Below are 24858 nucleotides of genomic sequence, written 5' to 3' on the forward strand. Positions count from 1 at the left end.
CAGTTCTTCGCTTTCGCGTTTCCCTTTCCGGCGAGTCCGACTCTATCAGATCCTTTCGGGCCTGATTCCCAGTCAGCGGGGTTTGTCTTCCGGGCTGTTGGGCCGTTCCGACGCTCAAACTCTAGCGGATTCTCCCGGCGACTCATAATCGAGCCTGCGCATTGAATTCCGGGCATGCCGAAATTCTCCCCGCTGGGAGATCGTGCTGAGTTTGGTTGCCGCATTCGCGGCGGGATCGGCTGCCGCAGAACCGTACCGGCTCCGTGACAACTCGAAGAACCTTACGGAAGCGAGGGAGGCCTGTCAAGCCCCCTCCCCGCCCCGGCAGACCGTCAGTCCAGGTCGGTCAGCCGGCCGCCGGCGTCCGGCTGTTCGTGCTCCACACGGCGCAGGAGCCGGATCAGGATCTCGCCCAGTGCTCCGCGCTCGGCGCCCGAGAGGTCCTGGAGAAGGTCCTCCTCGAAGGTGGTGGCCATCCGCATCGCCTCCAGCCACTTCGTACGGCCTTCGTCGGTGAGCTCCACGATGACGCGCACCCGGTTGTTCTCGTCCCTGTCCCGCGTGACGAGGCCCTCGCCGGCCATGCGGTCGATGCGGTGGGTCATCGCGGCGGGGGTGAGGCCGAGACGCTTGGCGAGCTCACCCGGGCCCAGCCGGTACGGGGTGCCGGAGAGGACCAGGGTCTTCAGCACCTCCCACTCGGCGTTGCTGATGCCGAGGGCGGCGACCTGTCTGCCGTAGGCGACGTTCATCCGGCGGTTCAGCCTCCCCAGCGCGGAGACGATCTGCTCGACCTGTGGATCGAGGTCCCGGAACTCGCGCTGGTAGGCGGCGATCTGCTCGTCGAGGCTCGGCTCCTGGAGCTCGGGCTGCTCGGTGGTGTCAGACATGGCGGGCAGTATCGCACGCTCTCCATCCGTCGAAGTCCTTCAAGGTGAAGAGTTCAGTGTCTAACTTTAGTGTTAAAGTCTACTGGTTCGTGTTCTGGAAAATCGTGTTTTGAGGTAGGTGAGTGTGACCAGGGAGATGGGCGCAGCGCTGCGGCGGATCCAGGTGGGAAGCGCGCTGAGCGCGTTCGGCCTCGGGTTCACCGTCCCGTATCTGTACGTCTACGTGGCGCAGGTGCGGGATCTCGGTGCCGGTACGGCAGGTGTCGTGCTGGCCGTCTTCGCCATGGCGGCGCTGGCTGTGCTGCCGTTCACCGGGCGGGCCATCGACCGGCGCGGCCCCCTGCCGGTGCTGATCGTCGCCGCCGGTGCGGCCGCTGTGGGCGCATGCGCTCTGGGCATCTCGGACGGCGTGACCTCCGCCGTGCTCTCCGCCGCGGTCCTCGGCGCCGGTACCGCCGTCATGCAGCCGGCCCTCGCGACGATGCTGGTGTGGTGCTCGAGCGCCTCGACCCGTACCCGCGCCTTCGCGATGCAGTTCTTCCTGCAGAACCTCGGCCTCGGCATCGGTGGCCTGGTGGGCGGGCAGCTCGTGGACGTCGACCGCCCGTCGAGCTTCACCCTGCTCTTCCTCATCGAGGCCGCGATGTTCGTGGTGCTCGGTGTCGTCGCGGCCACGGTGCGCATGCCGCGTTCTCCCTCCCTCGTGGAAGCGACGCCCGCCGACGGCACGGCACCCAAGGCGGGGCTGCGGGTGCTGCTCTCGCACAGGGCCATGGTGCAGCTGTGCGTGCTGGGCTTCGTGATCTTCTTCGCCTGCTACGGACAGTTCGAGTCCGGTCTCGCGGCCTACGGCACCGAGGCCGCCGGGATCGACCCGTCCACCCTGGGTATCGCGCTGGCCGCCAACACCGCGGTCATCGTCGTCGCGCAGTTCGTCGTGCTCCGTCTCGTGGAACGGCGCCGCCGCAGCAGGGTCATCGCGTGGGTCGGTCTGATCTGGGCCTTCGCCTGGATCGTGGCGGGGTACGCGGGCCTCGGTCACGGCAGCCAGACCATGGCGACGGCCGCGATGATCTCGACGTACGCCCTGTTCGGGCTGGGTGAGTCGATGCTGTCGCCGACGGTGGCGCCGCTCGTCGCGGATCTGGCGCCGGAGGCCATGGTCGGTCAGTACAACTCGGCGTTCGCCCTGGTGAAGCAGCTGGCCCTGGCCGTCGGGCCCGCCGTGGGCGGGCCCATGGGGGCGGCGCTGCACGGGCCGTACATCGTGACCTTCGTACTGTTCTCCCTGGGCATCACCGTGCTGGCCCTCAAGCTGGGCCGTCAGCTCACGCCCGTACAGGACAAGCCGTCGCTCTCGGCGGTGCCGTCCCGGGTGGTCGCCGTGTCGCTGCCGGAGAGCGAGCCGGCCAGCGCGCCCACCGTCGCGCGCTGAGGCGGGTCAGTCCGGGAGCGCGAATTCGCACCAGACGGCCTTGCCGCCTCCGGGGGTGCGACGGCTGCCCCAGGACGTGGCGATGGTCGCCACGATGGAGATGCCGCGTCCCGCCTCGTCGGCCGGTTCGGCGCGGCGGCGGCGCGGCAGGTGGTCGTCCCCGTCCGTCACCTCGATGATCAGGCGGCGGTCCGTCCGGCGCAGGCCCAGGCGCATCGGCGGGGTGCCGTGCTGGAGGGAGTTGGCCACGAGCTCACTCGCGGCGAGGACCCCCAGGTCGCAGAGGGCCACCGGAAAGCGCCAGGAGGTCAGGACGCCTGTCGCGAAGGCGCGGGCTCTGGGGGCGGCCTCGATGCCGCCGTGCAGTTCGAGCGAGGCGTTGTGGAAGAGCTCCGCGCTCGCGCCCGTACGAGCGGGGTGCTGGACGACGAGGACCGCCACGTCGTCGTCGTGCTCCGCGGTGACGCCCAGGGACCGGATGAGCCGGTCGCAGACCACCTGGGGCGACCCCTTGGCGCCCGACAGGGCGCGCTCCAGGGCGGCCACACCCTCGTCGATGTCCTCGCTACGGCGTTCGACCAGGCCGTCCGTGTAGAGCACCGCCGTGGAGCCGGGCGGCAGAGGAATCGTCCCTGAGGTGTGGACCCAGCCGCCGGTGCCGAGCGGCGGCCCTGTCGGGTCCTCGGCGCGGTGGACCGTGCCGTCCTCGTCGCACACGAGGATCGGGAGGTGTCCGGCGGAGGCGTACACGAGGTGGCCCTCGTTGGGGTCGTGGACGGCGTAGGCGCAGGTGGCGATCTGGCTGGCGTCGATCTCGGCGGCGAGCACGTCGAGGAGCTGGAGCACCTCGTGCGGCGGAAGGTCGAGGCGCGCGTAGGCGCGGACGGCGGTGCGCAGCTGGCCCATGACGGCGGCGGCCCGCACGCCGCGCCCCATCACGTCGCCGATGACGAGCGCGGTCCGTCCGGCGCCCAGGGTGATGACGTCGTACCAGTCACCGCCGACGGCCGCGTCCGTGCCGCCCGGCTGATACGTGGCCGCGATGCGCAGGTCGTCCGGCTGTTCGAGGTCCTGCGGGAGCAGGGAGCGCTGGAGGGTGACGGCGGTCTCACGGTGGCGGCGCTCGCTGGCGCGGAGCCTCTCCGCCGCCTCGGCGTGGTCGGTGACATCGGTGGCGTAGACGAGGACGCCCGCCTCCCCGGCAGATCCGTCCGGGTCGCCGAGGGCCACGGGGGTGCAGGTCACCGTGTACGAGCTGCCGGCCAGGACCTTGCGGGACTTGACCGTACGCGGAGTGCCGCTGCGCAGGACCTGGTCCATGAGGGGCAGCACGCCGAGTTCACCCAGCTCGGGCATGGCCTCGACCGCGGGTTCGCCGCAGGCGCGTGGGCCGAAGGCCGCCGTGTAGGCGGCGTTGACGTAGGTGATGCGGTGCTCGGGACCGTGGAGCAGCGCGACGGGGGCCGGGAGCCTGCCGAGGAGTTCGCGTGCCGGCAGGGCTTCCAGCGAGGGGCCCGGGGCGGGGTCGGGGGGTTCCGAGGTGTCCTCCGGCGGGGTGACCGGGGCCTTCGGCCGTACGGACTCGGCGCGGGCGGCGGGTACGGAACTGTGGTCGTCCCGCGCGGCGGCTCGACGCTGCGTTCCGGGAAGGCGGGCGCTCCAGCGCGTGAAGTTCACGGAATTTCTGGCCTCGTGTGTCGGTCTGGTCCGCTCGGGCGAGCTGCTTCTTCTGCTGGTCCTGTGGCCGGTGGACCCCTGTCGGCCCGCATGCCGGGCCGGGGTGCCGGGGCCTGGCTTCCGGGAACGCGCGGCCGGGCCTCTTCGTGCTGGTGGTCTTCGCTTCCGGTCACTGTAGGTGACTGCCCGCCGGGTAACTCTGCGCAGGTGCGAGCCCACCTATGGTCACACGCCCAGTGTGACCGACCGTACTGACAGTTGCCGTACGGCAGTCGGTCCATCCGCTGAATTACGTCCTTCCCCGGGGCGTTCCGGTGCGCGGGAAACCGCGGATCAGCCGGACGTGTCCGGTGGCCTGCTGTTCTTCGGCGGGATGTCTCCGGGAGGTCCCGGGTGCGCGTGTCCCCGGGCCGCGAGGGCGAACTCCGCGCGCGGGTGTTCGAGCGACCCGAGGGAGACGATCTCTCGTTTGAAGAGTCCGGCCAGGGTCCACTCGGCAAGGACGCGCGCCTTCCGGTTGAACGTGGGTACGCGACTGAGGTGGTAGACGCGGTGCATCAGCCAGGCCGGATAGCCCTTGAGCTTGCGCCCGTAGACGTGGGCGACACCTTTGTGCAGTCCGAGCGAGGCGACGGATCCGGCGTACGAGTGCCGGTAGTCCTCGGCCGGCCGGCCGGCGAGCGTCGCCAGGATGTTGTCCGCGAGGACCTTGGCCTGGCGTACCGCGTGCTGGGCGTTCGGCGCGGTGTCCGTGCCGGGCTCGGAGGAGGTGAGGTCCGGGACGGCCGCCGCGTCGCCGGCGGCCCAGGCGTGCTCGGCGCCGTCGACCGCGAGCGTGGCCGTGCAGCGGATCCGGCCGCGCTCGGTGAGCGGGAGGTCGGTGGCGCCGAGGATCGGCGCGGGTTTGACGCCCGCGGTCCACACCAGGGTGCGGGTCGGGAAGCGTGAACCGTCGCTGAGGACGGCGACCCGGCCTTCGCAGCTGTCCAGGCGGGTGTCCAGCCGTACGTCGATGTTGCGGCCCCGCAGCTCCCTGACGGCGTACCTGCCCATCGCCTCGCCGACCTCGGGCAGGATCCGCCCGGTCGCCTCGACCAGGACCCACCGCAGGTCCGAGGGCTTGATGTTGTGGTAGTACCGCGAGGTGTAGCGGGCCATGTCCTCGAGCTCCGCGAGCGCCTCCACGCCGGCGTACCCGCCGCCGACGAAGACGAAGGTGAGCGCGGCGTCGCGGATGGCGGGGTCGCGGGTGGCGGAGGCGATGTCCATCTGTTCGATCACGTGGTTCCGGAGACCGATGGCCTCCTCGACGGTCTTGAAGCCGATGCCGAAGTCGGCGAGGCCGGGGACCGGAAGGGTGCGTGACACGGATCCGGGCGCGAGGACGATCTCGTCGTACGGGATCTCGAGGGCGCCGGTGCCGTCCTCACCGGTGGCGAGCGTCGTGACCGTCACGGTGCGCTTGGCGTGGTCGACGCGTTCGGCCTCACCGATGACGATCGTGCAGTTCTTCAGGACCCGGCGCAGGGGGACGACGACATGGCGCGGCGAGATCGAACCGGCGGCGGCCTCCGGCAGGAAGGGCTGATACGTCATGTAGGGCTCGGGCGTGACCACCACGATCTCGGCCTCGCCGCTTTTCAGTCTCTGTCGCAGCTTCCGCTGGAGACGCAGCGCGGTGTACATCCCGACGTAGCCGCCGCCGACGACGAGAATGCGCACACTTGGCCGGGTGCCGGGGGGTGCCCCCCGGGAATCTGGTGCCATCACCTTCCCATGACGCAACGGAGTCCGGTGTTTGTCCACAGGCCCGGCAAATTGTGTGACCGGAGCTCTTCGATCACCGAGCGGCGCGCTGCCCCTGCCCGTTTGCGGAGTTGCGCAGGTCAGGTACGGCAAAGGGGCGGGTCCGCGGGGGGCGAATCAGGGTCCAACCGGTCCTTGCTCCGATCGGGGGGCGCTCCGTGCGGAACTACCCCCTTCTGAATTGACCCGGGCTCAACTATGTTCGTACCCCGTCGGGGTGTCGGATTCGGACGAAGGTCCACACGCCGGCTGATACGGCGGGGAAGTCTCCGGGGGGAGACGTCATAACCGGGGGAAGTTATGCACATTCAGGATTTGCATGGGCCGAGCGCTGTCACCGCTTCGAGCGCTGTCACCGCTTCTGCCGAGGACCAGGGGCGGCTGAGCCCTGTGGGAGCGGTCGGCACGGTCGCGGGGTCGGGAACGACGGGCGGCACGTCCCGTTCCGCGCCGCTCCGCGTGGACGCACAGCGCAATCTCGAACACGTCCTGCGCGCCGCGCGCGAGGTGTTCGGCGAGCTGGGCTACGGCGCGCCGATGGAGGACGTGGCGCGCCGCGCACGGGTCGGCGTCGGTACGGTCTACCGGCGCTTCCCGAGCAAGGACGTGCTGGTGCGCCGGATAGCCGAGGAGGAGACCGCGCGGCTGACCGATCAGGCGCGCTCGGCCCTGGGCCACGAGGACGAGCCGTGGTCGGCGCTCTCCCGCTTCCTGCGCACCTCGGTGGCGTCGGGCGCGGGACGGCTGCTGCCGCCACAGGTGCTGCGTGTCGGGGCGGAACACGAGGAGGCCGCGATACCGGGCTCCGGTGCGGCCGACAGCGAGACGCGCGTCCCGCATCAGCGACAGGGAGTGGCACAGCCCGGCTTCCAGCCGGCCGGCGGGCACTCCGTCGACGAGGAGGGGCTCGGCGACGACCCCGGGGCGGCCGAGCTGCTCGAGGTCGTGGGCAGGCTGGTCGACCGGGCCCGTGAGTCGGGTGAGCTGCGGGGCGATGTGACGGTGGGCGACGTCCTGCTGGTCATCGCCACGGCGGCTCCGGCTCTGCCGGACCCCGCTCACCAGGCCGCCGCTTCGGCCCGGCTGCTGGACATCCTGCTGGAGGGGCTCCGCTCCCGCCCGGCGTAGACGCTCCTGCACGCGGGTGCGCCGCGCTTCCGGCGCAGGCGCTCCCGCGCGGGTGCGCCGCGCGACCGTCCGGGCAGACGGGTGGCCGCCGCCGGGGGGCGTCGCTCCTTCCGCGTCGGGTCCATGTCACCCCCGGCCGGGGGAAGACACCCCGGACGAGTGGATACTCCCGCTCCGGCCCCGTCGCCGCATGGCTCTGTGGCACTGTTGCCCCGGTATTCGGGTCCGCAGGTGTATTACGGGGGCTTCCGCGATGAGCGGTGAAGCGCAGCAGGAAGAACCGTCCGACGGTATCGGCGCGGCGGGCATGGAGGGCGGCGGCACGGTGCTGCCCGGCCCGTGGCCGTCGGCGTCCGCCGATGACGGGGCGCCGTCGGAACCCGCCGCGGAGACCGGTGCCGCGTACGCCGTCCCTCTGCAGCGCGAGGGGCGCACCGGGTCGGCCGATCTCGGCCCCTCCGACGCGCAGTTGGTCCAGGGCATGCGGGCCGGCGACGACGAGGCGTACGAGGAGCTCTTCCGCAGGCACTCCGGTGCTGTGCGCCGCTACGCCCGCACGTGCTGCCGGGACGCGCACACCGCCGACGACCTGACGGCCGAGGTCTTCGCCAGGACGCTGCAGGCCGTGCGCGGCGGCAAGGGGCCGGAGGAATCCGTCCGGGCCTACCTCATGACGGCTGTCCGTCATGTCGCCGCCGCGTGGACCAGGAGCGCGAAGCGCGAGCATCTCGTCGACGACTTCGCGGTGTTCGCCGCGCAGGCCACCCGTTCCGCCGAGCTGACGGAGGCCGACACTCTCGATCTCGGCGCAGACGTGCTGGCCATGCTCGAGGCGGACCGGTCGATGGCCATGCAGGCGTTCCGCAGCCTGCCGGAGCGCTGGCAGGCCGTGCTGTGGCACACGACGGTGGAGGAGGAGTCGCCGAGCGAGGTCGCCCCCCTCTTCGGCCTGACGGCCAATGCCACCGCGGTGCTGGCAGTCCGGGCCCGTGAAGGGCTCAAGCAGGCCTATCTGCAGGCCCATGTGAGCCAGTCGCTGACAGCCGGCGGCGACTGCGCCCGGTACGCCGACCGGCTCGGCGCCCATGCCCGGGGCGGTCTCAGGACCCGGGCGGAGCGCGGGCTGCGCAAGCATCTGGACGAGTGCGCGAAGTGCCGGCTCGCCGCCGGCGAGCTGGACCGTGTCAACGCGGGCATCCCGGCGCTGCTTCCCGTCGCCGTCATCGGCTGGTTCGCCGCGGGCTTCTCGCTCAAGGCAGCCGGCGTCGTGGCGGGCGGCGCGGCCGGGGCGGCCGGCGCAGGGGCCGCCGCCGCTGCCACGGGCGGCGCGTCCTCCGGGGGAGGAACGGCGGGCGGGGCCGCCGCCTCGGAAGGGATCGGGGCTCCGTTGAAGGCGGGGATCGCGGCGGCTGTCGCCGCGGTGGCCGCCGCCGGTCTCGTATGGGCCCTGGCCGGCGAGGACCGGCCCGCGCCGGAGGAGAAACCGGTGGCCAAGCCGCCGGTCGCGGCACCAGCCGCCCCCGCTCCCCCACCGGAGCCGGCACCGATTGCCGAGCCACCGGCCCCGCCCGCCGCACCGGCGCCCGAGACACCTCCCGCCGCGGAGCCGACCTCGACCCCGACGCCGCCCCCCTCGCCGACGCCGACACCGGCACCGACCCCTTCGGAGAAGCCGGCACCGCCTCCCCCGTCCTCCCCGGCCCCGACCCCGTCCGCCCCGGCGGAACCACCGCCGCCGCCGGCGCCTGAGGTCTACCAGGTCAACCAGCTGGCGTACTCCCTCACCGGCGATCACACGGGTCCGGAGATCCTGCTCGGCCGGAGCACCGGTGTGTTCTGGCAGCGCAACGGGATGTCGATCGCCTCCACGACGTACGCCCACGGGGTGACCGCCCCCTCCACCTCCTCGGTCGCTGTGCAGCTCAACCGGGCGTGCACCCGCTACGAAGCGATGGTGGGGGTCGACGATCTGACGCTGGGGATCGGCGCCGTGCGTTTCTCCGTGCGTGACGACGACGGGACGCCACTGTGGCGGTCCCCGGTGCTGCGGGGCGGCGAGCCCGCCGTTCCGGTGAGCGTCGGCATCGCGGGGCGCCGGACCATCCGGCTCGCCGTGGAGCCGTCGGGGCCGCTCGGCGGGGTTGCGCTGGCCGACTGGGCGCAGTCCCGCATCAGCTGCGGCTGAGCCCCTCGGCGGCCTCGTCCAGAAGTCCGAGTACGTCGTCCGGTCTCAGTCCGAGCCCCAGGGCGCTCTCCTCCTCGTACCGCTGGGGGCCGAGTTCCTCGCGCAGCCGCTCCACCGCCGTGGCCACCTCGCTCTCCTCCACCGCCGAGCGGGGGCCGTTCGCCCGCCAGGTGGAGGACGCCGCGAGGATCCGGGCCGACACCGCGAAGAGGTCCAGGCGCACCAGGACGGTGCCGGCCACTTCCGCCAGGTGGGCGTTGAAGCTGTCCGCGCAGCCGGACGTCACGGCCAGCCGCAGCGCCTCGGTCACCCCGCGCAGACCCACGGCGGGCCCGCCGGACGGTTCGTGCACCCTGATACGCGCCGAGACCCCGAGGACGGCCGCTGCGAACTGTGGGGGCCGCGCGCCGTAGGACCGGCCGTCGAGCGCCGCGTCGGCGTACCCGCGTGCCTGGGGGATGTCGCCCGCCGTCAGTGCGACCGAGGCCCGCAGGAAGTCCACGTAGGCCACTGCGTCCAGCACGTGCTGACGCTCCGCCTCCGCCACGTCCAGGTCCTTCCTCGCGGTGTCCAGGTCCCCGGCGCGGTAGGAGAGTTCGGCGAGGCGGGAGAGCAGGAAAGGCGTCTCCGCAGCCGCGCGCCGCCGACGGGCAGCGCGCCGCCGTGCTCGTCGCGTGCCTCGGTGACGCCCAGGATCAGATACCGCACCTGGCCATCGTGTCCCCGGCCGGCACGGGTGACGTGCGCTCAGGGCTGCAGGGTGCGGCGGGCCGGGACGACTCCGCCCGCCACCGCCCGCTGCCGCGGGGCCGCCGTGCCGGTCCAGCAGGTGCCCCGGCGGGTGACCAGCCGGCGGAGCCAGAGTTCCGTGGACGCCAGCTCGGCCAGGCCGTCCAGGGGGAGCGGCTCACCTTCGGAGGCCGCACGCAGCGCCTTGCGTACGACGCGTGCCTCGATCAGCCCCGCGTCGGCCAGCAGCGGGGCGTCGAAGAGGGCGATCAGATCCGGGAGGGCGGCGCGCAGGCCGATGCGGCCGGCGGCGTTCGAGGTGGCCTGTGACGGCGTGCCCCAGCCGGGCGGCAGGTCGTGGATACCGGCGCCCGCCAGGACCCGGCGCAGGATCGCGGCGCGGGCGCCCGGCTGGACCCGCAGCGATTCCGGGAGGGCGCGGGCGGCCCGTACGACCTGGTTGTCGAGGTAGGGGGCGTGCAGCCGCTGGCTGCGGATCTCCGCGGCCTGTTCCAGGATCCGCTGGTCGGCCGCGTGCCGGGCCAGCGCCGCGCGGGCCCTGGCCTCCCCGGGGCGCTGGACCGAGGCGGGCCGGACGGCCGCCTCCTGGAGGCGAACCGATACTTCCGCGAGCGCCTCCCCGGTGAGCCAGCGCGCGGCCGGCCCCGGCCGTGACCAGGCGAGGGAGGCGAGCGAGGCGTCGGCGGGGGTGTCGAGGTCGGGGGCGTCACGGTTGGCCTCGGGCAGCAGGGACGCCGCCGTCTCGAGCCCGGTGCGGTAGGACGTACGGGCCAGCCTGCGGGCGGCCCGGTACACGGCCAGCGGCACGAACAGGGAGTGTGTGGAAGGCCCTTCGGCCCTGGCGAGCGCGGCGACGGGCCGCAGGAGGTGGCGTCTGCGCCGGTCCATGAGGAGGTCGGCGAGCCGCGCCGGGTGGGCGTCCAGGACCTGACGGGCGCCGTGGCCGACGAAGTGGTCCGCGCTGCCCGCGGCCAGCCGACGGCGGTGACGTTCGGCGACGACCAGGGACGGGGCGGGCTCGTCCGTGAGCGGGCCGCTCTCCAGGGAGGCGTACGGCAGGGCCTCCTCGCCCGCCGCCACGACCACATGGTGCAGACGGGGGTTGGCGGCGATGACCCGGGCGCGCTCCAGCTCGTCCTCGCGGCCCTGCGTGGACAGGTCGTTGAAGGTGACGGCGAGGAGCCGCTCACCCGCCCCCGTGCCATGGCCCAGCACGGTGCCCGGCAGCCCGGGCAGTCCCGCGGCCAGCAGGGCGAGCGTGGCGGAGGCGCTGCCGCCGGAGAGGTCCGCGCCGATGCCCGGTACGGGCGCCCCGCGGGCCGCACGGCGTTCGGCGGGCCCCATGCCGGGGACGGGCCCGGGGTCGGGCGGCATGGTCTCCGGGGCGTGGCGGGGGGCCGTGAGGCGGGCCCGTACGGCGTCGACGAGCGCGTCCCGCACGCCTTCGACGGCGCTCACCGGATCGGTCTCGGCAGCCGCCACGGCGAGCGAGGCCACCGCCTCGTACCCGGTGATCTCGCGCGAGCCCTCGCGGAGGATCAGCGCGTGGCCGGGCGGGATCCGCTTCACTCCCGCGTACGGTGTGCCGTCGCCCAGCGCCTCCGGGGTCTCGGGGCAGGCCAGCAGCGCGGCGAGGTGGCCGATGTCCAGCTGCGCCTCGATGAGGTCGGCGAGCGGGAGGGCGGCGGTGGCGTACGCGGTGCCGTTGGCCCAGGGCGTGTGGAAGACGGGGCGGGCTCCGGCGAGGTCTCCGGCGACGGTGATGCGGCGGCCGATCTGCACGACGGCCGTGTAACTGCCGGACCAGGCCGTGAGATGGCGCAGCGCTCCGCCGCGGGCGGCCAGCAGCCCGACGCGGAGCTGCTCGTCGGTGGCCCCGCAGCAGCCGAGGACGGCGAGGCGGGTGGTGGGTGCCCCCTCGGGGGTCGCGACCGTGATGACGCGGATCTCGTCAGGGCGCCAGTCGCCCACGGCCCAGAGCGGGTCCGGGTCCCCCCACAGGAGCTGGGAGCCGACCGGCTGGACGGTGCGCCCCTCCCCGGCGTGGCCGACCGCGCCCACGGTGCCGAAGCTCGCGGCGATACTGCTCCACCCCACCAACCAACGCATCGCCGCCTCCACAGGCTGTGGACGAACCGGCGTACCAGGACACGGGAACGCCGTCGCGGGACATGCTGCCACGACAACGGCGCCCTGGAGGGGGTACGGGCGGCGCACACCGGATGCGCATGCGCCCCTGGCAAGGGCCTGGCCACGGCTCCGTCCGCCCCTCCACAACGCAAGGGGGTCTCCCGGGAGTTGCGGCGTCCGGCCCCGAACGCGGTCCCCGCCTCGGCCGGGGCGCGGAACAGACGCAATCCGGCCATAGTCGGCCGACTTCGACTCGTCCCGTCCGACCGGCGCTATTCGGCCATTCTCGGATCGCGGAGGAACCGGGTGTTTCGCTCAGGGCAGTGGACCGACGGCACCCACCGCACGACCCTCCCGGGGCCGTGCGCGGGCCTCCCGGGCGTCCACGGCTCCACCCCCCGGGCAGCGCCCGAGGCGCGGCGACGTGCGGGCCGGCGCATCCCCCCGGTGCGCCGGCCCGCACGACCGCTTCTCCGTACCCCGCCCGTGCGGCGCACAGTCCGGGAGGTGTTCGTCACCTCCCGGACCGGTTCGCCGCCCGCGGGGATTGGGGCGGCGGTCTCCCCCAGCCCGCCGAGTCCAGTTCAGCGGGCCGACCCACGCAGGATCCATCGAAGCGCTTGCGCCACGGCCGGACCAGAGCGCACGGCCGGGCGCACGGCCACACATCAGGAGCACGGCGCCCACGCCCCGCACCGCACGGACAACATTCCCGCCATACGGAGGTCTGCCCCTTAACGGTGGGGATGCGGCGAACTACGCTGGGTTTACCGATGTTCTCAGCAGGGCGGCATATTCCACGGGGCCTGGCCAAATGCGTGTGCGGCCGGAGTGCCCAGGACCGTACCTGGGGAGAACACGGTACGAATGCCGCGCGCCTGACGGTGACGCGGCGGCCGTCTGTGTGTCGAGGGGTGGCGCATGTCCAGGGAGCAACGCGGGCCGAACGAGAAGCTCGGCACGGTTCTCGCCCTCGCGGGAATCAGCAACGCCGGGCTCGCCCGGCGGGTCAACGACCTCGGAGCACAGCGCGGTCTGACACTTCGCTACGACAAGACGTCGGTGGCCCGGTGGGTCGCCAAGGGCATGGTGCCGCAGGGCGCCGCGCCCCATCTCATCGCGGCGGCGATAGGGGCCAAACTCGGCCGTCCCGTCCCGCTGCACGAGATCGGGCTGGCCGACGCCGATCCTGCGCCTGAGGTGGGTCTCGCCTTCCCCCGCGACGTGGGGGAGGCGGTCCGCTCGGCGACGGATCTGTACCGGCTGGATCTGGCGGGCCGCCGGGGCGGCGGAGGAATCTGGCAGTCGCTGGCGGGTTCCTTCGCGGTGAGCGCCTATGCGACCCCCGCGTCCCGCTGGCTCATAACCCCCGCCGATCCGTCGGTCGCACGGGACCCGACCGCCGCCCAGGCCGCCATCCTCGGCACGGAGGGCGCAACCGGCGCGCTGCCCGGCGTGCCCGTCCAGCCCGGCCCGGACACCGCCGCCGACGGCGCCCTGCTGCGCGTCGGCCACAACGACGTGACCAAACTGCGCGAGGCGGCCCAGGACGCGCGCCGGTGGGACTCCAAGTACGGCGGCGGCGACTGGCGTTCCTCCATGGTCCCGGAGTGCTTACGGGTCGACGCCGCCCCGCTCCTGCTGGGCTCCTACAGCGACGAGGTGGGCAGGGCGCTCTTCGGCGCCTCCGCCGAGCTGACCAGGCTCGCCGGCTGGATGGCCTTCGACACCGGCCAGCAGGAGGCCGCCCAGCGCTACTACATCCAGGCGCTGCGCCTGGCCCGCGCCGCCGCCGACGTCCCCCTCGGCGGATACGTCCTGGCGTCGATGTCCCTGCAGGCGACCTACCGTGGCTTCGCCGACGAGGGCGTCGACCTCGCGCAGGCCGCGGTCGAGCGCAACCGCGGGCTCGCCACCGCGCGGACCATGAGCTTCTTCCGGCTCGTGGAGGCGCGCGCCCACGCGAAGGCCGGCGACGCACCGGCCGCGGGGGCCGCTCTCCGGGCCGCCGAGAGCTGGCTGGAGCGCTCCCGGGCCGGTGACTCCGACCCGGCGTGGCTCGGGTTCTACTCGTACGACAGGTTCGCCGCCGACGCCGCCGAGTGCTACCGCGACCTCAAGGCGCCCCGGCAGGTGCGGCGCTTCACCGAGCAGGCCCTGTCGAAACCCACCGACGAGTTCGTGCGCTCGCACGGGCTGCGGCTCGTCGTGTCCGCGGTCGCCGAGCTGGAGTCGGGCAACCTCGACGCCGCCTGCGCGGCGGGGACGCGGGCGGTGGAGGTGGCCGGACGCATCTCCTCGGCACGCACCACCGAGTACGTGCGCGACCTGCTGCACCGACTGGAGCCGTACGGGGACGAGCCCCGCGTGGCGGAGCTGCGGGAGCGGGCCCGTCCGCTCCTCGTCGCCCCGGCATAGGGCTGTCCGGCTCCGGGCCGCCGGTACGCCCCGGTTCCGCCGGATCTTCGCCGGATCCAGGGAAGGAACGTCACGCCACGCAGACGCCTTCCCTGGTTTGAGCCGGTTGTCAGTGGGTCAGTGCACTATCGGGGTGGGAGGTGGCGTGATGATGACGCACGCGGCGTACGACTGCGATGTGCTGGTGATCGGTGGCGGAATCGTCGGTCTGTCGACCGCGTACGCGATCACGCGCACCGCGCCCGGCACCCGGGTCACGGTGCTGGAGAAGGAGTGGGGCCCCGCCGAGCACCAGACGGGACGCAACAGCGGAGTGATCCACAGCGGCATCTACTACGCGCCGGGATCGCTCAAGGCGCGCTACGCGGTGCGGGGCGCCGCCGAGCTGGTGGACTTCTGCGCGGAGCACGGGATCGCCCATGCCGTGACGGGCAAGCTGATCGTGGCGACGCGGAGCGCCGAGCTGCCCCGGCTGCACGCCCTGGTGCAGCGCGGCCGGGCGCACGGCCTGCCGGTCCGGGAGCTCGGCCCCGCCCAGATCGCGGAGTACGAACCACGGGTGCGCGGCCTCGCCGCGATCCGGGTGGGGACGACGGGGGTGTGCGACTTCACCGCGGTCGCCGTCCGGTTCGCCGCCGAGGTGAGCGCCTCCGGAGGCCAGATCCGTTACGGCGCGGAGGTCGTCGCCGTCGACCGGCGCCCTTGGGGGGTCGCGGTGCGCACGGCCGACGGCCAGGTGGTCAGGGCCCGTGTGCTGGTCAATTGCGCGGGGCTGCACAGCGACCGGGTGGCGCGGCTCGCGGGTGACGACCCGGGCGCGCGCATCGTGCCGTTCCGCGGGGAGTACTACGAGCTGGCGAGGCCGGAGCTGGTGCGCGGGCTCGTCTATCCGGTGCCGGATCCGGCCTTCCCCTTCCTCGGGGTCCATCTGACCCGGGGCGTCGACGGCACGGTCCACATCGGCCCGAACGCCGTGCCGGCCCTCGCCCGCGAGGGATACGGCCGGGCGGTCGTCAACCCGCGTGAGCTGGCCGCCACCCTGGCGTGGCCCGGCTCCTGGCGGATCGCCCGGCGACACTGGCGGTACGGGGCGGGCGAGGTCCACAGATCCCTGTCGAAGAGTGCGTTCACCCGGGCCGTCCAGCGGCTGCTGCCGGAGGTGACGGAGGCCGATCTGCGGCCCTCCCCGGCCGGGGTCAGGGCCCAGGCGGTCCTGCGGGACGGCACGCTGGTGGACGACTTCCTGATCCGGGACGCCCCGCACACGGTGCATGTGCTGAACGCCCCGTCACCCGCCGCGACCGCGTCCCTGCCCATCGGGAGGGAGGTGGCACGCCGGGCCCTGCTGCGGGCTCGCGCGACGGGGTGGGCGCCTCCCGCCGTAGAATCGGGTCATTGTGTCTGAGCCCCTGAACCCCACCCCAGAGACGCCCGGCCCCGCCACGGAGACGCCCGGCGCCACGCCGGAGACCGGCCCCGACGCCACGCCGGACGCGGACGCCGCGGAGCGGCGGGCCGCCTCCTTCGAGCGGCAGCGCAGGCTGCGCCAGGAGCCCCGCTTCCCCGGCGGCCCGGCGGCCGACCCGGCGGGCTCGCACCACGAGCGCCGCATCCGCAGCTTCCAGCCCCGCCGCAGCCGGGTGACCGCCGGCCAGGAGGAGGCCCTCCAGCGGCTGTGGCCCACCTGGGGCCTGGACATCGACGGCAAGGGCGTCCTCGACCTGCCCACCCTGTTCGACGGTCTCCCGGTGGTCCTGGAGATCGGCTTCGGCATGGGCGAGGCCACGGCGCAGATGGCGGCCGACGACCCCGGCACCGGAATCCTGGCCGTCGACGTCCACACACCCGGCCAGGGCAACCTGCTGGGTCTCGCGGACCGGGCGGGGGTGTCCAACGTCCGTGTCGCCAACGGCGACGCGATCATCCTGCTCCGGGAGATGCTGGAGCCGGCCGCTCTGGACGGGCTCCGGGTGTATTTCCCCGATCCGTGGCCCAAGAAGCGGCACCACAAGAGGCGGCTGATCCAGCCGGAGTTCCTCGACCTGGTGGCGCGGCGGCTGAAGCCGGGCGCGCTCGTCCACTGTGCGACGGACTGGGAGCCGTACGCGGAGCAGATGCTGGAAGTCCTGACGGCCCACCCCCTGTTCGAGAACACCCAGGCGGACGGTGGCTACGCGCCGCGGCCCGCGTTCCGGCCGCTGACCCGCTTCGAGGGCCAGGGCCTGGACAAGGGCCACGTCGTGCACGACGTGCTGTTCACCCGTCGCTGATCAGCCACGGCCCGTCACCGCGGCATGGCCAGGTGTCAGTGGCCCTCGTTAGGGTCGTCGGGTGTACCAGGGGTCCGTGCAGCACCAGCAACCGGACGTCCCGGTTCTCGAGGAGCAGAAGCTCGACGAGTTCCTGGGCGCCGTCCCGGAGCGAGGCCAGTGGCGTTACCGGCCCCGCCGCGTCGGCATGGTCTGGCGCAGCAAGGCGTTCCGCGCCGGTGCGCTGATCACGGTGCTCGCGCTCTGCGGTCTGGTGATCCTGGCCCTGGTGCGCCGGCAGACGGGCACCGAGGGCTTCATGGTGGGCCTGGGTCTCGCCGTGCTGCCCGTGCCGCTGCTGATGGCGGCGTTCCGCTGGCTCGACCGGGTCGAACCGGGCCCCTGGCGGAATCTGCTCTTCGCGTTCTCCTGGGGCGCGTGCGCCGCCGCGCTCGTGGCGATCATCGCCAACTCCTTCGCGACCCGGTGGATAGCGACGGCCACCGCGGATCCGGCGAGCGCCGACACCCTCGGGGCCACGGTCGTCGCCCCGGTCGTCGAGGAGACCGCGAAGGCCGTCGCGGTCCTGCTGATCTTCCTCTTCCGCAGACGGCAGTTCGGCGGGATCGTCGACGGCATCGTGGTCGCCGGCTTCACCGCGACCGGCTTCGCCTTCACCGAGAACATCCTCTACCTGGGCAACGCCTTCGGGGAGGACCAGCAGATGGGGACCACGGGCTTCGCCTCTGTGACGGCGGGGACGTTCTTCGTCCGCGTGGTCATGTCGCCGTTCGCGCACCCCTTGTTCACCGTGCTCTCCGGCATCGGCTTCGGTATCGCGGCCCTCGGCGGCTCGCGCCACCGGGTGCGGCGGGTGGCCCTGCCCCTGCTCGGGCTCGTTCTCGCGATGGGCATGCACGCCCTGTGGAACGGCTCGTCGGCCTTCGGTCCGTACGGCTTCTACGCGGTGTACGGCGCGTTCATGGTGCCGTGCTTCGGACTGGTGACCTGGCTCGCGGTCTGGTCGCGCCAGCGGGAGCTGCGCACGCTCTCCACCGAACTGCCGGTGTACGCGGCGGCCGGCTGGCTGACCCCCGCCGAGCCGCTCGCGCTGGCCTCGATGCGGGCGCGGGGCATGGCCCGCGACATGGCGAGGCACTGGAACAGCACCCCGGACCGAGCCCGGGGCAGGGCCGCCGCCCGCGCCGTCGCGGAGTACGAGTCGTTCGCGGCGTCCCTCGCCATGCTGCGCCGCCGGGCCCGCCATGACGGCGCGGGGCAGGACTTCGCCCTCCGCGAGCAGGAGTTGCTGCACCATCTGTGGCACCGCCGGGAGATCGCGGCGCCGGCTCTGACGTACGCGGCCCACGCGACCGGGCGGCTGCGCACCTTCCGCCCGCAGGCCCCGCCGCCGTTCCCCCGTCAGTTCCCGTACGGCGGCCCGCCGCAGCACCTCCCCGCACCGCACCGGCACTACGGCGGGCCCAACCCGTACCTGGAGGAGGGCGGGCGCCCCGCCGGTCCGGCCTAGGCCGACGCCTCGGTCAGCTCCGCCAGCTCCTGGCCGGTCAGCCGGAGTTCCGACACCGCCATCAGCGCCGGCAGCTGCTCGACCGTCCGCGCGGAGGCGATGGGCGCGGCGACGGTCGGCTGCGAGGCCAGCCAGGCGAGAGCGACGGTGGCGATCTCGGCACCGTGTTCCTGGGCGATCCTGTCGAGCGCCGTGAGCACCTTGCGCCCGCGCTCGGTCTCCAGGTGCTTGGCCGCGCCCTCGGCCCTCGCGCTCTCGACCGACGCCCCCGGCCGGTACTTGCCGGTGAGGAAGCCCGAGGCGAGAGCGAAGTAGGGGACGGCGGCGAGACCGGCGGCGGCCGCCGTGTCCTGGAGCGCGCCCTCGTAGGTGTCGCGCGAGACGAGGTTGTAGTGCGGCTGAAGGGCCACGTAGCGGGCGAGGCCCTCTCGCTCGGAGAAGTCCAGGGAGGCCTGGAGCCGCTCGGGGCTGATGTTGGACGCGGCGATCTCCCGGACCGTGCCCGCCTTCACCAGCTGGTCGAGCGCGGTGATGATCTCCTCGACGGGGACGCTCTCGTCGTCGAAGTGCGTGTAGTAGAGGTCGATGTGGTCGGTGCCGAGCCGGCGCAGGGACGCCTCGGCCCCCTCCTTGATCGTGGTGGGTGAGAGCCCCTTGTACGCGGGATGGGCGCCGACCTTCGTGGCGACGACGACGTCGTCGCGGCGGGAGCGGGCCGCCAGCCACTTGCCGATGAGGGTCTCCGACTCGCCGCCCTCGTTGCCCGGGACCCAGGCGGAGTAGGAATCGGCGGTGTCGATGAAGTTGCCACCGGCCGCCACGTACGCGTCGAGAACGGCGAAGGTGCCGTCCTCGTCGGCCGTCCAGCCGAAGACGTTGCCGCCGAGGGCGAGGGGGAAGACCTGAAGGCTCGATGAACCGAGCGGGCGCAGAGAAGTCATACCCGGGGACAACGAGCCGGCTGAGGCGACTATTCCGTTTGCGCCCCGGACGGCGGCCCCGGACAGACCGGCGGCCCTGACGTCGGGGGGTTGTGCGTCAGGGCCGCCGGGGTTCCGGTGCGCCGCGTGCGGCGTCAGCGTCCGATCCGAGTCAGACCGAGAGGCCCTTGCTGCCCAGCCAGCCCATCGGGTCGATGCCGGTGCCGTCCGGGGTGTGGACCTCCAGATGGAGGTGCGGCCCGGTCACGTTGCCGGTGGCGCCGACACGGCCGATGGTCTCGCCGGTGGTGACCTTCTGTCCGGCGGTGACGTCCATCGAGGACTGGTGGCAGTACCAGATCTCCGTGCCGTCATCGAGCTCCAGGACCGTGCGGTAGCCGTACGAGCCGGACCAGCCGGCCGACTTCACGGTGCCGCTGTGCACGGCCTTGACCGGAGTGCCGGTCGGGGCCGCGAAGTCCAGCCCGGTGTGGTGACCGGACGACCACATGGAGCCGGACTGCCCGTAGGTCGAGGTGATGGTGTACGAGGAGGTCGGGATGGCGTAGCTGGCGGCGAGCTTGGCGAGGCGCTCGGCCTCGGCCTTCTTCTTCGCCGCCTCTTCGGCCGCCTTCTTCTTCGCGGCGGCCTTCGCCTCCGCCTCGCTCTGCTGCTTCGCCGCCTCGGCCGCGGCAGCCTCGGCCGCCGCCTGCTCCTGTGCCGCCTTGGCCTCGGCCTCGGCTCCGGCCTGCTGCTGCTCGGCCTGCTGGAGGATGCGCGCGCGGAGCGCCTCTCCCGCGTCGGTGGCGCCCTGCTCGGCCTCGGAGGCGGTGATGCCCGCGCTGGTCAGGGGGGCGGACGCGGCGACCGTCTCGTGGTCCGAGTCGGAGTCACCGGACATGAACGCGCCCACGCCGGGCAGGGACTTGGCGTCGGGGAGATTGTCCGCGATGGAATCGGGAAGAGAAATGGAGACCGGCGGCTTGCTCTGCGCGGTGGCCATGCCACCCGCTCCGACGGCCGCGATGACGCCGACACCGAGGACGGTGGAGCTACGGGCGAGACCGCGCTGCTTGGCTACGCGGTGCCGACCGCGTACGGGACGGATGGACTCCGCGGTGGGGTTCCATTCATCCCAAGTCCTGTCCTCATCACCGAAGCTGTCGGTCCTGAAGGATGACGGGGCCTCGGGGGCAGGCTGATTGGACGCCACGTGGGCGCACTCCTTTCCTTCCTTCTCGCCTACCGGGTTAGCTGACGGGTTCGGAGCAGGAAGGTCTCCTACGGACCCCTTCGTCTCTCGCGAGACACAGGTGTCCGATTCACCCCATGTAGGTGGTTCCCCGGTTCCCTTGCGGAATTCGGCGCTGCGCACGGTGCCGTCTCTTGCGACGGCGGGTACAACCGCGCTGCGTTATCGAACGTTAATAGACACCCGGGTCCGATTCCAAGCTGTTCCCATAGATCGGTCATCGTCCTGGCCTGGACTTTCAGGGGTCAAACGGGCGCAAACGGGCGACTTGAACACCCCTCATCCGGCCAGCACTTTCTGACGGTGCGTCAACTGTTATGCGGAGCGGGGTCCCTCGACTACCGACGGTCGCGACCGGTCATCCACGGTCCCGCCCCACGATCTTCACCGTCGTCCGCCGCTCCTGCTGGCCCCGCGCCGGACGGCCGACCGCGAGGAGCGCCAGGTCGTCCGTCGACCGGCCACCGGTGTGCAGCCGTACGTCATCGGTGAGCGCGGACAGCAGCTCCTCGGGCCCCGGGAAGAGCCGGCCGCGCAGCCGGGCCGCCGGGTCGTAGAAGACCCCCTTCGCGTCCCGCGCCTCGGAGAGCCCGTCGGTGAACGCCAGGAACATCGACCCGTCCGGCAGCGTCCACTCGTCCGCCCGGTCCGGCCACGCGTCCAGCCCCATCCCGAGCGGCAGCGCGGGCGCCTTCGGCGCCAGCACGTCGAGCGTCCCGTCCGCGTGGAGGACGATCGGCTCGGGGTGTCCGCGGTTGACGATCCGCAGGAGATCGGCGCCTGACGGGATCTCCGCGACGACGGCGGTGACGAACCCCTCCATGGAGTCGAGCCCGCCCCGTCGCGAGCCCTCACGCGCCAGCGCCCGCTCCAGCCGCTGGACGACCCCCTCCAGCGACCTCTCCTGCTCGGCGGCCTCCCGGAACGCCCCGATCACGACGGCCACCGCGGCCACCGCGTCCAGCCCCTTGCCCCGTACGTCCCCGAGGACCAGACGCACCCCGTACGGCGTGTCCGCGACGGCGAAGAGGTCGCCGCCGACGAACTCGTCCGCCTGGGCAGCCTCGTACCGCGCCGCGACCTGCAGCCCGCCGATCCGGTCCTCGGGCGTCGGGAGCACCGCGCGCATCGCGGTCTCCGCGATGACCCTCGCCGAGGCCAGCTGGTCGTTCCTGCGGCGCACGACGCGGTTGATGACGAGGGAGAGCGCGGCGACCGTGACCAGGGTGAGCAGGTCGGTGAGCGGCACGACGTCACCGAGCGCACCGTCCGAGATCCGGATGGCGAGCACCACGAGGATCGCGGTCACGCCGACCCGGACCGTGCCGGCCGGCGAGAAGAACGGAGCGGCGATCAGCGGGGCGGCGGCGAAGAGCGGAACAGCGGTGACCTCGGCCGGCGTCAGGAGGTCGAGGATCACTCCGAAGCCGATCATCAGGGCCGGAAGGACCCGCACGAAAAGCCGGGAACGTGAGTTCCCGGCAGCGCTCCCCCGCCGTCCGTCCCGCTTCCCCACCTGTGCGCTCCTGCCCGGTCCACCCACGGGTGCGGACGGTACCGCGCCCCGCCCGGGCCGGCCGGAGCCGCGCCGAACGGCGACTCGTCATCGGCCGAAGGGAGGAGCGCCCCGGAGCCCCGCCCACCGGTGGTCAGCCGGGGGACCGGTGCTGCGCGTGGATCGTCAGTGCGTCCCGTACGAAGACGGCGGTTCCGTCCCCATGGCGATCGTAGTTCCTTCCGAGACGGGGATCGGCGACGTACACCTCCCCGATGCCCGTGACATACGCACGGATGAGCTTCTGCTCGTACCCGGGTGGCCGAAGCCGTCGAACACCTCCTCGACCGAGCCCACACCTGACAGCCGAGTGACGGCATACGACTGAGGCCCGGATCCTCGAAAGGATCCGGGCCTCAGTCTTCAGTAGCGGGGACAGGATTTGAACCTGCGACCTCTGGGTTATGAGCCCAGCGAGCTACCGAGCTGCTCCACCCCGCGCCGTTGTGATTGCAACTCTACGCCATCCGGGACGGTGCTCCGACCACTTATGCACGCGACCGCCCCTCACCTCTCGCGACCGGGAGCCCCGCGCAGCCGACGCGATACGGCAACAGGGGGCGCGGCCCGGGCAGTTGCCAGGCGCAGTGACGTGCTCAAGGATGTTGCCGCACCCCCCGATCTCGCGTTTCGCCTCTCTGGAGGGCTACCGAATGTCCACACCGCACAGACCCGCCCCGGCCACGCCGTCACCGCTGCGGCTGTCGCTCGTGAGCGGAGTGATCGGCGCCTTGTTCGGCGCGGCGATCAGCGCCGCCGTCAACTACCTGGTCATCGGTGTACCCGACAGCGCCTCGGCCAACGCGCTCAATCACGGGATATCCGGCCTGTTCAGCGGGTTCGCCGCCGGATTCATCGGGCTCATGGTGCATCTGCGCAGGACAACGGCCCCCACGCGGGAGAACACCACGGCAGCTCCGTAGGGCTGAGCCCGCGCCGTGCCCCGGCCGGGACCGGGGCACGGCGCGCGATTGCGGGGTGCCCGGAGCGGCGGGACGCTGGAGGGGCAAAGCCTTTCGGTGTTCGGTCCCGTCCGCGCGGCATCCCAGGTGCCGGCGTCGGCTCAGCTGCCTCACCCGACGCAGGGGAGGCCGGGCGCACGCGTGCGCTAGGAGACGATCATGGACGGCACCCTGCTCGAAACGATGCGAACAGCTCTGCGCGGTCCGGTCATCGGCCCGGACGACCAGGAGTACGGGCGGGCGCGAGCGGTGTACAACGGCATGATCGACAAGCGGCCTGCGGCCGTGGTCCGGTGCCGCGACACGGCGGATGTCATGGCGGCCGTCGACTTCGTCCGCGAGAACGGCTTGGACGTCGCCGTCCAAGGAGGCGGGCACAGCGGTCCCGGCCTCGGCCTCCGGGACGACGCCGTGACCCTCGACCTCTCACCCATGCACGGCGTGCGGGTCGACCCGGCCACCCAGACCGCCCAGGCGGACGGCGGCGCGACGCTGGGCGACCTCGACCACGTCACCCATGCATTCGGCCTCGCCACCCCGTCGGGGATCATGTCCACCACCGGCGTCGGCGGGCTCACCCTCGGCGGCGGGCACGGCTATCTCACCCGGAAGTACGGCCTCTCGGTGGACAACCTGGTCTCCGCGGACGTGGTCCTGGCCGACGGCAGCTTCGTCGCCACGAACCCGAGCGAGCACCCCGACCTGTTCTGGGCGCTGCGTGGCGGCGGCGGCAACTTCGGCATCGTGACGTCGTTCGACTTCGGGCTGCACCCCGTCGACACCGTGGGCGTCGGCATCACCCTCTGGCCCCTGGACCTCTTCCAGGACGTCATGCGCTGGTACCGCGGCTTCCTGCCGCAGGCACCGGACGACCTGTACGGCTTCTTCGCCTCGCTGAGCGTCCCGCCGGGCCCGCCGTTCCCCGAGGAGATACACGGACAGAAGATGTGCGGGGTCATCTGGTCCTCGACGGCCGACCCGGAGGCTCTGGGCGACACCCTCGCCGTCGTGGACGAACCGGGTCCGCCCGCCTTCCACTTCACGGCGCCGATGCCCTACCCGGCGCTGCAGTCGATGTTCGACGCACTGCTGCCGTCCGGCCTCCAGTGGTACTGGCGCGGGGACTTCTTCGACCGGATCACGGACGACGCCGTCGAGGTGCACGCGGCCTTCGCCGGGAAGCTGCCCACCGGCCTGTCGACCATGCACCTGTATCCGGTCGACGGCGCGGCCGCCCGGGTCGGGCCCGACGAGACGGCCTGGGCCTACCGTGACGCGCGCTGGTCGGGCGTCATCGCCGGCATCGATCCCGACCCGGCCAACGCGGCGGCCCTGCGGGAGTGGGCCGTAAGCTACTGGGAGGCGCTGCACCCGCACTCCATGGGCGGCGGCTACGTGAACTTCCTCGGCACGGGCGAGTCCCGGGACCGGGTCCGGGCCACCTACCGCGGCCACCACGACCGGCTCGCGGAGATCAAGCGGTCCTACGACCCGCACAACCTCTTCCACGCAAACCAGAACATCGAGCCCGCCGCGCCGCACTGACCGTCACGCCGGGCTCGCAATACCGGGGGAAAGCCGTGCCGGGAGGGTTACAGTCTGCATGCACCGCATGATGTTCCGGACGCCCCCGGAGCGGCGCGGCACCGGTAGCGGCACCTCGTCGCCCTGCCGGTCAGGACCGGTCCGGCATGCACCGCAGCGATTCGGTCACGGGGCTCTCACCACACACCTACGTACAGGACACCTGAGATGACCGACATGCCTGCCCGCACGAACCGGCGCCACCCCGAGACGGCCTCAGCGGCCTCGACCGCCGACACGGGCGCCTCGGCCCCGCTGCCCACTCCGCAGTACGCGGGCCTGTTCATCGAGCCCGACCTGCCTCCGGTCGCCGACGAGCCCGAATGACCGGGCCCGCGTGACCGGCCCCGCGAGCCCTGCCCCGTGCGGCCGGCCCGAGTGACCGG

General features: G+C 72.7%; 18 protein-coding genes, 1 tRNA gene, 1 pseudogene and 1 riboswitch. Of the genes and pseudogenes, 10 read left to right on the top strand and 10 right to left on the bottom strand.

Annotation, left to right across the window (positions count from 1 at the left end; genetic code table 11):
• Nucleotides 1-332: 332 nt before the first annotated feature.
• Nucleotides 333-890 carry a MarR family winged helix-turn-helix transcriptional regulator gene (locus ACZ32T_RS35045; RefSeq protein WP_467274396.1) on the bottom strand — a complete coding sequence of 186 codons (558 nt, stop codon included), beginning with the start codon at nt 888-890 and terminating at the stop codon, nt 333-335.
• 136 nt (nt 891-1026) lie between these two features.
• On the opposite strand from ACZ32T_RS35045, the gene ACZ32T_RS35050 reads away from it, so the two are divergent.
• Nucleotides 1027-2325, top strand: coding sequence for an MFS transporter (locus ACZ32T_RS35050; protein WP_467371507.1), 1299 nt, complete (start codon nt 1027-1029; stop codon nt 2323-2325).
• Nucleotides 2326-2331: 6 nt separating this feature from the next.
• Here the strand turns inward: ACZ32T_RS35050 and ACZ32T_RS35055 are convergent, their stop codons facing one another.
• Nucleotides 2332-4002, bottom strand: coding sequence for an ATP-binding SpoIIE family protein phosphatase (locus ACZ32T_RS35055; protein WP_467274398.1), 1671 nt, complete (start codon nt 4000-4002; stop codon nt 2332-2334).
• Between the two features lie 333 nt (nt 4003-4335).
• Nucleotides 4336-5769, bottom strand: a complete 1434-nt coding sequence (locus tag ACZ32T_RS35060; protein ID WP_467274400.1) for an NAD(P)/FAD-dependent oxidoreductase — start codon at nt 5767-5769, stop codon at nt 4336-4338.
• Nucleotides 5770-6108: 339 nt separating this feature from the next.
• Here ACZ32T_RS35060 and ACZ32T_RS35065 point away from each other — a divergent pair, with 339 nt between their 5' ends.
• The gene (locus ACZ32T_RS35065; RefSeq protein WP_467274402.1) at nt 6109-6936 is read left to right on the top strand and encodes a TetR/AcrR family transcriptional regulator; all 828 of its coding nucleotides are present in this window, start codon (nt 6109-6111) and stop codon (nt 6934-6936) included.
• A 253-nt stretch (nt 6937-7189) separates the two neighbouring features.
• The gene (locus ACZ32T_RS35070) at nt 7190-9121 is read left to right on the top strand and encodes a sigma-70 family RNA polymerase sigma factor (RefSeq protein WP_467371450.1); all 1932 of its coding nucleotides are present in this window, start codon (nt 7190-7192) and stop codon (nt 9119-9121) included.
• On the opposite strand, the gene ACZ32T_RS35075 is transcribed toward ACZ32T_RS35070, so the two are convergent.
• Nucleotides 9108-9668, bottom strand: coding sequence for a hypothetical protein (locus ACZ32T_RS35075; RefSeq protein WP_467371452.1), 561 nt, complete (start codon nt 9666-9668; stop codon nt 9108-9110). The two genes, ACZ32T_RS35070 and ACZ32T_RS35075, sit on opposite strands and share 14 nt — an antisense overlap.
• A gap of 200 nt (nt 9669-9868) precedes the next feature.
• Nucleotides 9869-11980: an asparagine synthase-related protein gene (locus tag ACZ32T_RS35080; RefSeq protein WP_467274407.1), complete on the bottom strand. Its 2112-nt coding sequence runs from the start codon at nt 11978-11980 to the stop codon at nt 9869-9871.
• A 942-nt stretch (nt 11981-12922) separates the two neighbouring features.
• Here ACZ32T_RS35080 and ACZ32T_RS35085 point away from each other — a divergent pair.
• The 4 genes from ACZ32T_RS35085 (at nt 12923) to ACZ32T_RS35100 (ending at nt 18199) form a co-directional block, all read left to right on the top strand.
• Nucleotides 12923-14419 carry a sporulation protein gene (locus ACZ32T_RS35085; protein ID WP_467371455.1) on the top strand — a complete coding sequence of 499 codons (1497 nt, stop codon included), beginning with the start codon at nt 12923-12925 and terminating at the stop codon, nt 14417-14419.
• Between the two features lie 148 nt (nt 14420-14567).
• Complete coding sequence (gene lhgO / locus ACZ32T_RS35090) at nt 14568-15824, top strand: L-2-hydroxyglutarate oxidase (protein WP_467371457.1); 1257 nt, start codon at nt 14568-14570, stop codon at nt 15822-15824.
• Complete coding sequence (gene trmB / locus ACZ32T_RS35095) at nt 15817-16689, top strand: tRNA (guanosine(46)-N7)-methyltransferase TrmB (protein ID WP_467371459.1); 873 nt, start codon at nt 15817-15819, stop codon at nt 16687-16689. Before lhgO ends, trmB begins: the two co-directional genes overlap by 8 nt.
• Nucleotides 16690-16750: 61 nt before the next feature.
• On the top strand, nt 16751-18199 hold the full coding sequence (locus ACZ32T_RS35100) for a PrsW family intramembrane metalloprotease (RefSeq protein ID WP_467371462.1): 1449 nt from the start codon (nt 16751-16753) through the stop codon (nt 18197-18199).
• Here ACZ32T_RS35100 and ACZ32T_RS35105 read toward each other — a convergent pair.
• The 5 genes and pseudogenes from ACZ32T_RS35105 to ACZ32T_RS35125 all read right to left on the bottom strand — a co-directional run bounded on the left by ACZ32T_RS35105 (nt 18196) and on the right by ACZ32T_RS35125 (nt 22367).
• The gene (locus ACZ32T_RS35105; RefSeq protein WP_467274266.1) at nt 18196-19140 is read right to left on the bottom strand and encodes an aldo/keto reductase; all 945 of its coding nucleotides are present in this window, start codon (nt 19138-19140) and stop codon (nt 18196-18198) included. The two genes, ACZ32T_RS35100 and ACZ32T_RS35105, sit on opposite strands and share 4 nt — an antisense overlap.
• Nucleotides 19141-19291: 151 nt before the next feature.
• Nucleotides 19292-20332 carry a M23 family metallopeptidase gene (locus ACZ32T_RS35110; RefSeq protein ID WP_467371465.1) on the bottom strand — a complete coding sequence of 347 codons (1041 nt, stop codon included), beginning with the start codon at nt 20330-20332 and terminating at the stop codon, nt 19292-19294.
• Between the two features lie 11 nt (nt 20333-20343).
• Nucleotides 20344-20496, bottom strand: a riboswitch (cyclic di-AMP (ydaO/yuaA leader).
• 233 nt (nt 20497-20729) lie between these two features.
• Nucleotides 20730-21887, bottom strand: coding sequence for a PP2C family protein-serine/threonine phosphatase (locus tag ACZ32T_RS35115; RefSeq protein WP_467274262.1), 1158 nt, complete (start codon nt 21885-21887; stop codon nt 20730-20732).
• Nucleotides 21888-22020: 133 nt separating this feature from the next.
• Nucleotides 22021-22161 (bottom strand): annotated as a pseudogene (locus ACZ32T_RS35120) (TipAS antibiotic-recognition domain-containing protein); the annotation flags it as partial.
• A 132-nt stretch (nt 22162-22293) separates the two neighbouring features.
• Nucleotides 22294-22367 (bottom strand) — tRNA-Met (locus tag ACZ32T_RS35125).
• Between the two features lie 212 nt (nt 22368-22579).
• Here ACZ32T_RS35125 and ACZ32T_RS35130 point away from each other — a divergent pair.
• The 3 genes from ACZ32T_RS35130 (at nt 22580) to ACZ32T_RS35140 (ending at nt 24799) form a co-directional block, all read left to right on the top strand.
• Complete coding sequence (locus ACZ32T_RS35130; protein WP_467274260.1) at nt 22580-22849, top strand: hypothetical protein; 270 nt, start codon at nt 22580-22582, stop codon at nt 22847-22849.
• A 198-nt stretch (nt 22850-23047) separates the two neighbouring features.
• Nucleotides 23048-24433: an FAD-binding oxidoreductase gene (locus tag ACZ32T_RS35135; protein WP_467274259.1), complete on the top strand. Its 1386-nt coding sequence runs from the start codon at nt 23048-23050 to the stop codon at nt 24431-24433.
• Between the two features lie 207 nt (nt 24434-24640).
• Nucleotides 24641-24799 carry a hypothetical protein gene (locus ACZ32T_RS35140; protein WP_467274257.1) on the top strand — a complete coding sequence of 53 codons (159 nt, stop codon included), beginning with the start codon at nt 24641-24643 and terminating at the stop codon, nt 24797-24799.
• Nucleotides 24800-24858: the final 59 nt, after the last annotated feature.

Source organism: Streptomyces sp. NPDC023573 (genome assembly GCF_055559735.1).

Coding starts and splice junctions, on each gene's coding strand:
- ACZ32T_RS35135 (WP_467274259.1), top strand. CDS start 23,048: ATGGACGGCACCCTGCTCGAAACGATGCGAACAGCTCTGCGCGGTCCG.
- ACZ32T_RS35050 (WP_467371507.1), top strand. CDS start 1,027: ATGGGCGCAGCGCTGCGGCGGATCCAGGTGGGAAGCGCGCTGAGCGCG.
- ACZ32T_RS35105 (WP_467274266.1), bottom strand. CDS start 19,140: ATGACTTCTCTGCGCCCGCTCGGTTCATCGAGCCTTCAGGTCTTCCCC.
- lhgO (WP_467371457.1), top strand. CDS start 14,568: ATGATGACGCACGCGGCGTACGACTGCGATGTGCTGGTGATCGGTGGC.
- ACZ32T_RS35130 (WP_467274260.1), top strand. CDS start 22,580: ATGTCCACACCGCACAGACCCGCCCCGGCCACGCCGTCACCGCTGCGG.
- ACZ32T_RS35080 (WP_467274407.1), bottom strand. CDS start 11,980: ATGCGTTGGTTGGTGGGGTGGAGCAGTATCGCCGCGAGCTTCGGCACC.
- ACZ32T_RS35065 (WP_467274402.1), top strand. CDS start 6,109: ATGCACATTCAGGATTTGCATGGGCCGAGCGCTGTCACCGCTTCGAGC.
- ACZ32T_RS35140 (WP_467274257.1), top strand. CDS start 24,641: ATGACCGACATGCCTGCCCGCACGAACCGGCGCCACCCCGAGACGGCC.
- ACZ32T_RS35060 (WP_467274400.1), bottom strand. CDS start 5,769: ATGGCACCAGATTCCCGGGGGGCACCCCCCGGCACCCGGCCAAGTGTG.
- ACZ32T_RS35045 (WP_467274396.1), bottom strand. CDS start 890: ATGTCTGACACCACCGAGCAGCCCGAGCTCCAGGAGCCGAGCCTCGAC.
- ACZ32T_RS35070 (WP_467371450.1), top strand. CDS start 7,190: ATGAGCGGTGAAGCGCAGCAGGAAGAACCGTCCGACGGTATCGGCGCG.
- ACZ32T_RS35085 (WP_467371455.1), top strand. CDS start 12,923: ATGTCCAGGGAGCAACGCGGGCCGAACGAGAAGCTCGGCACGGTTCTC.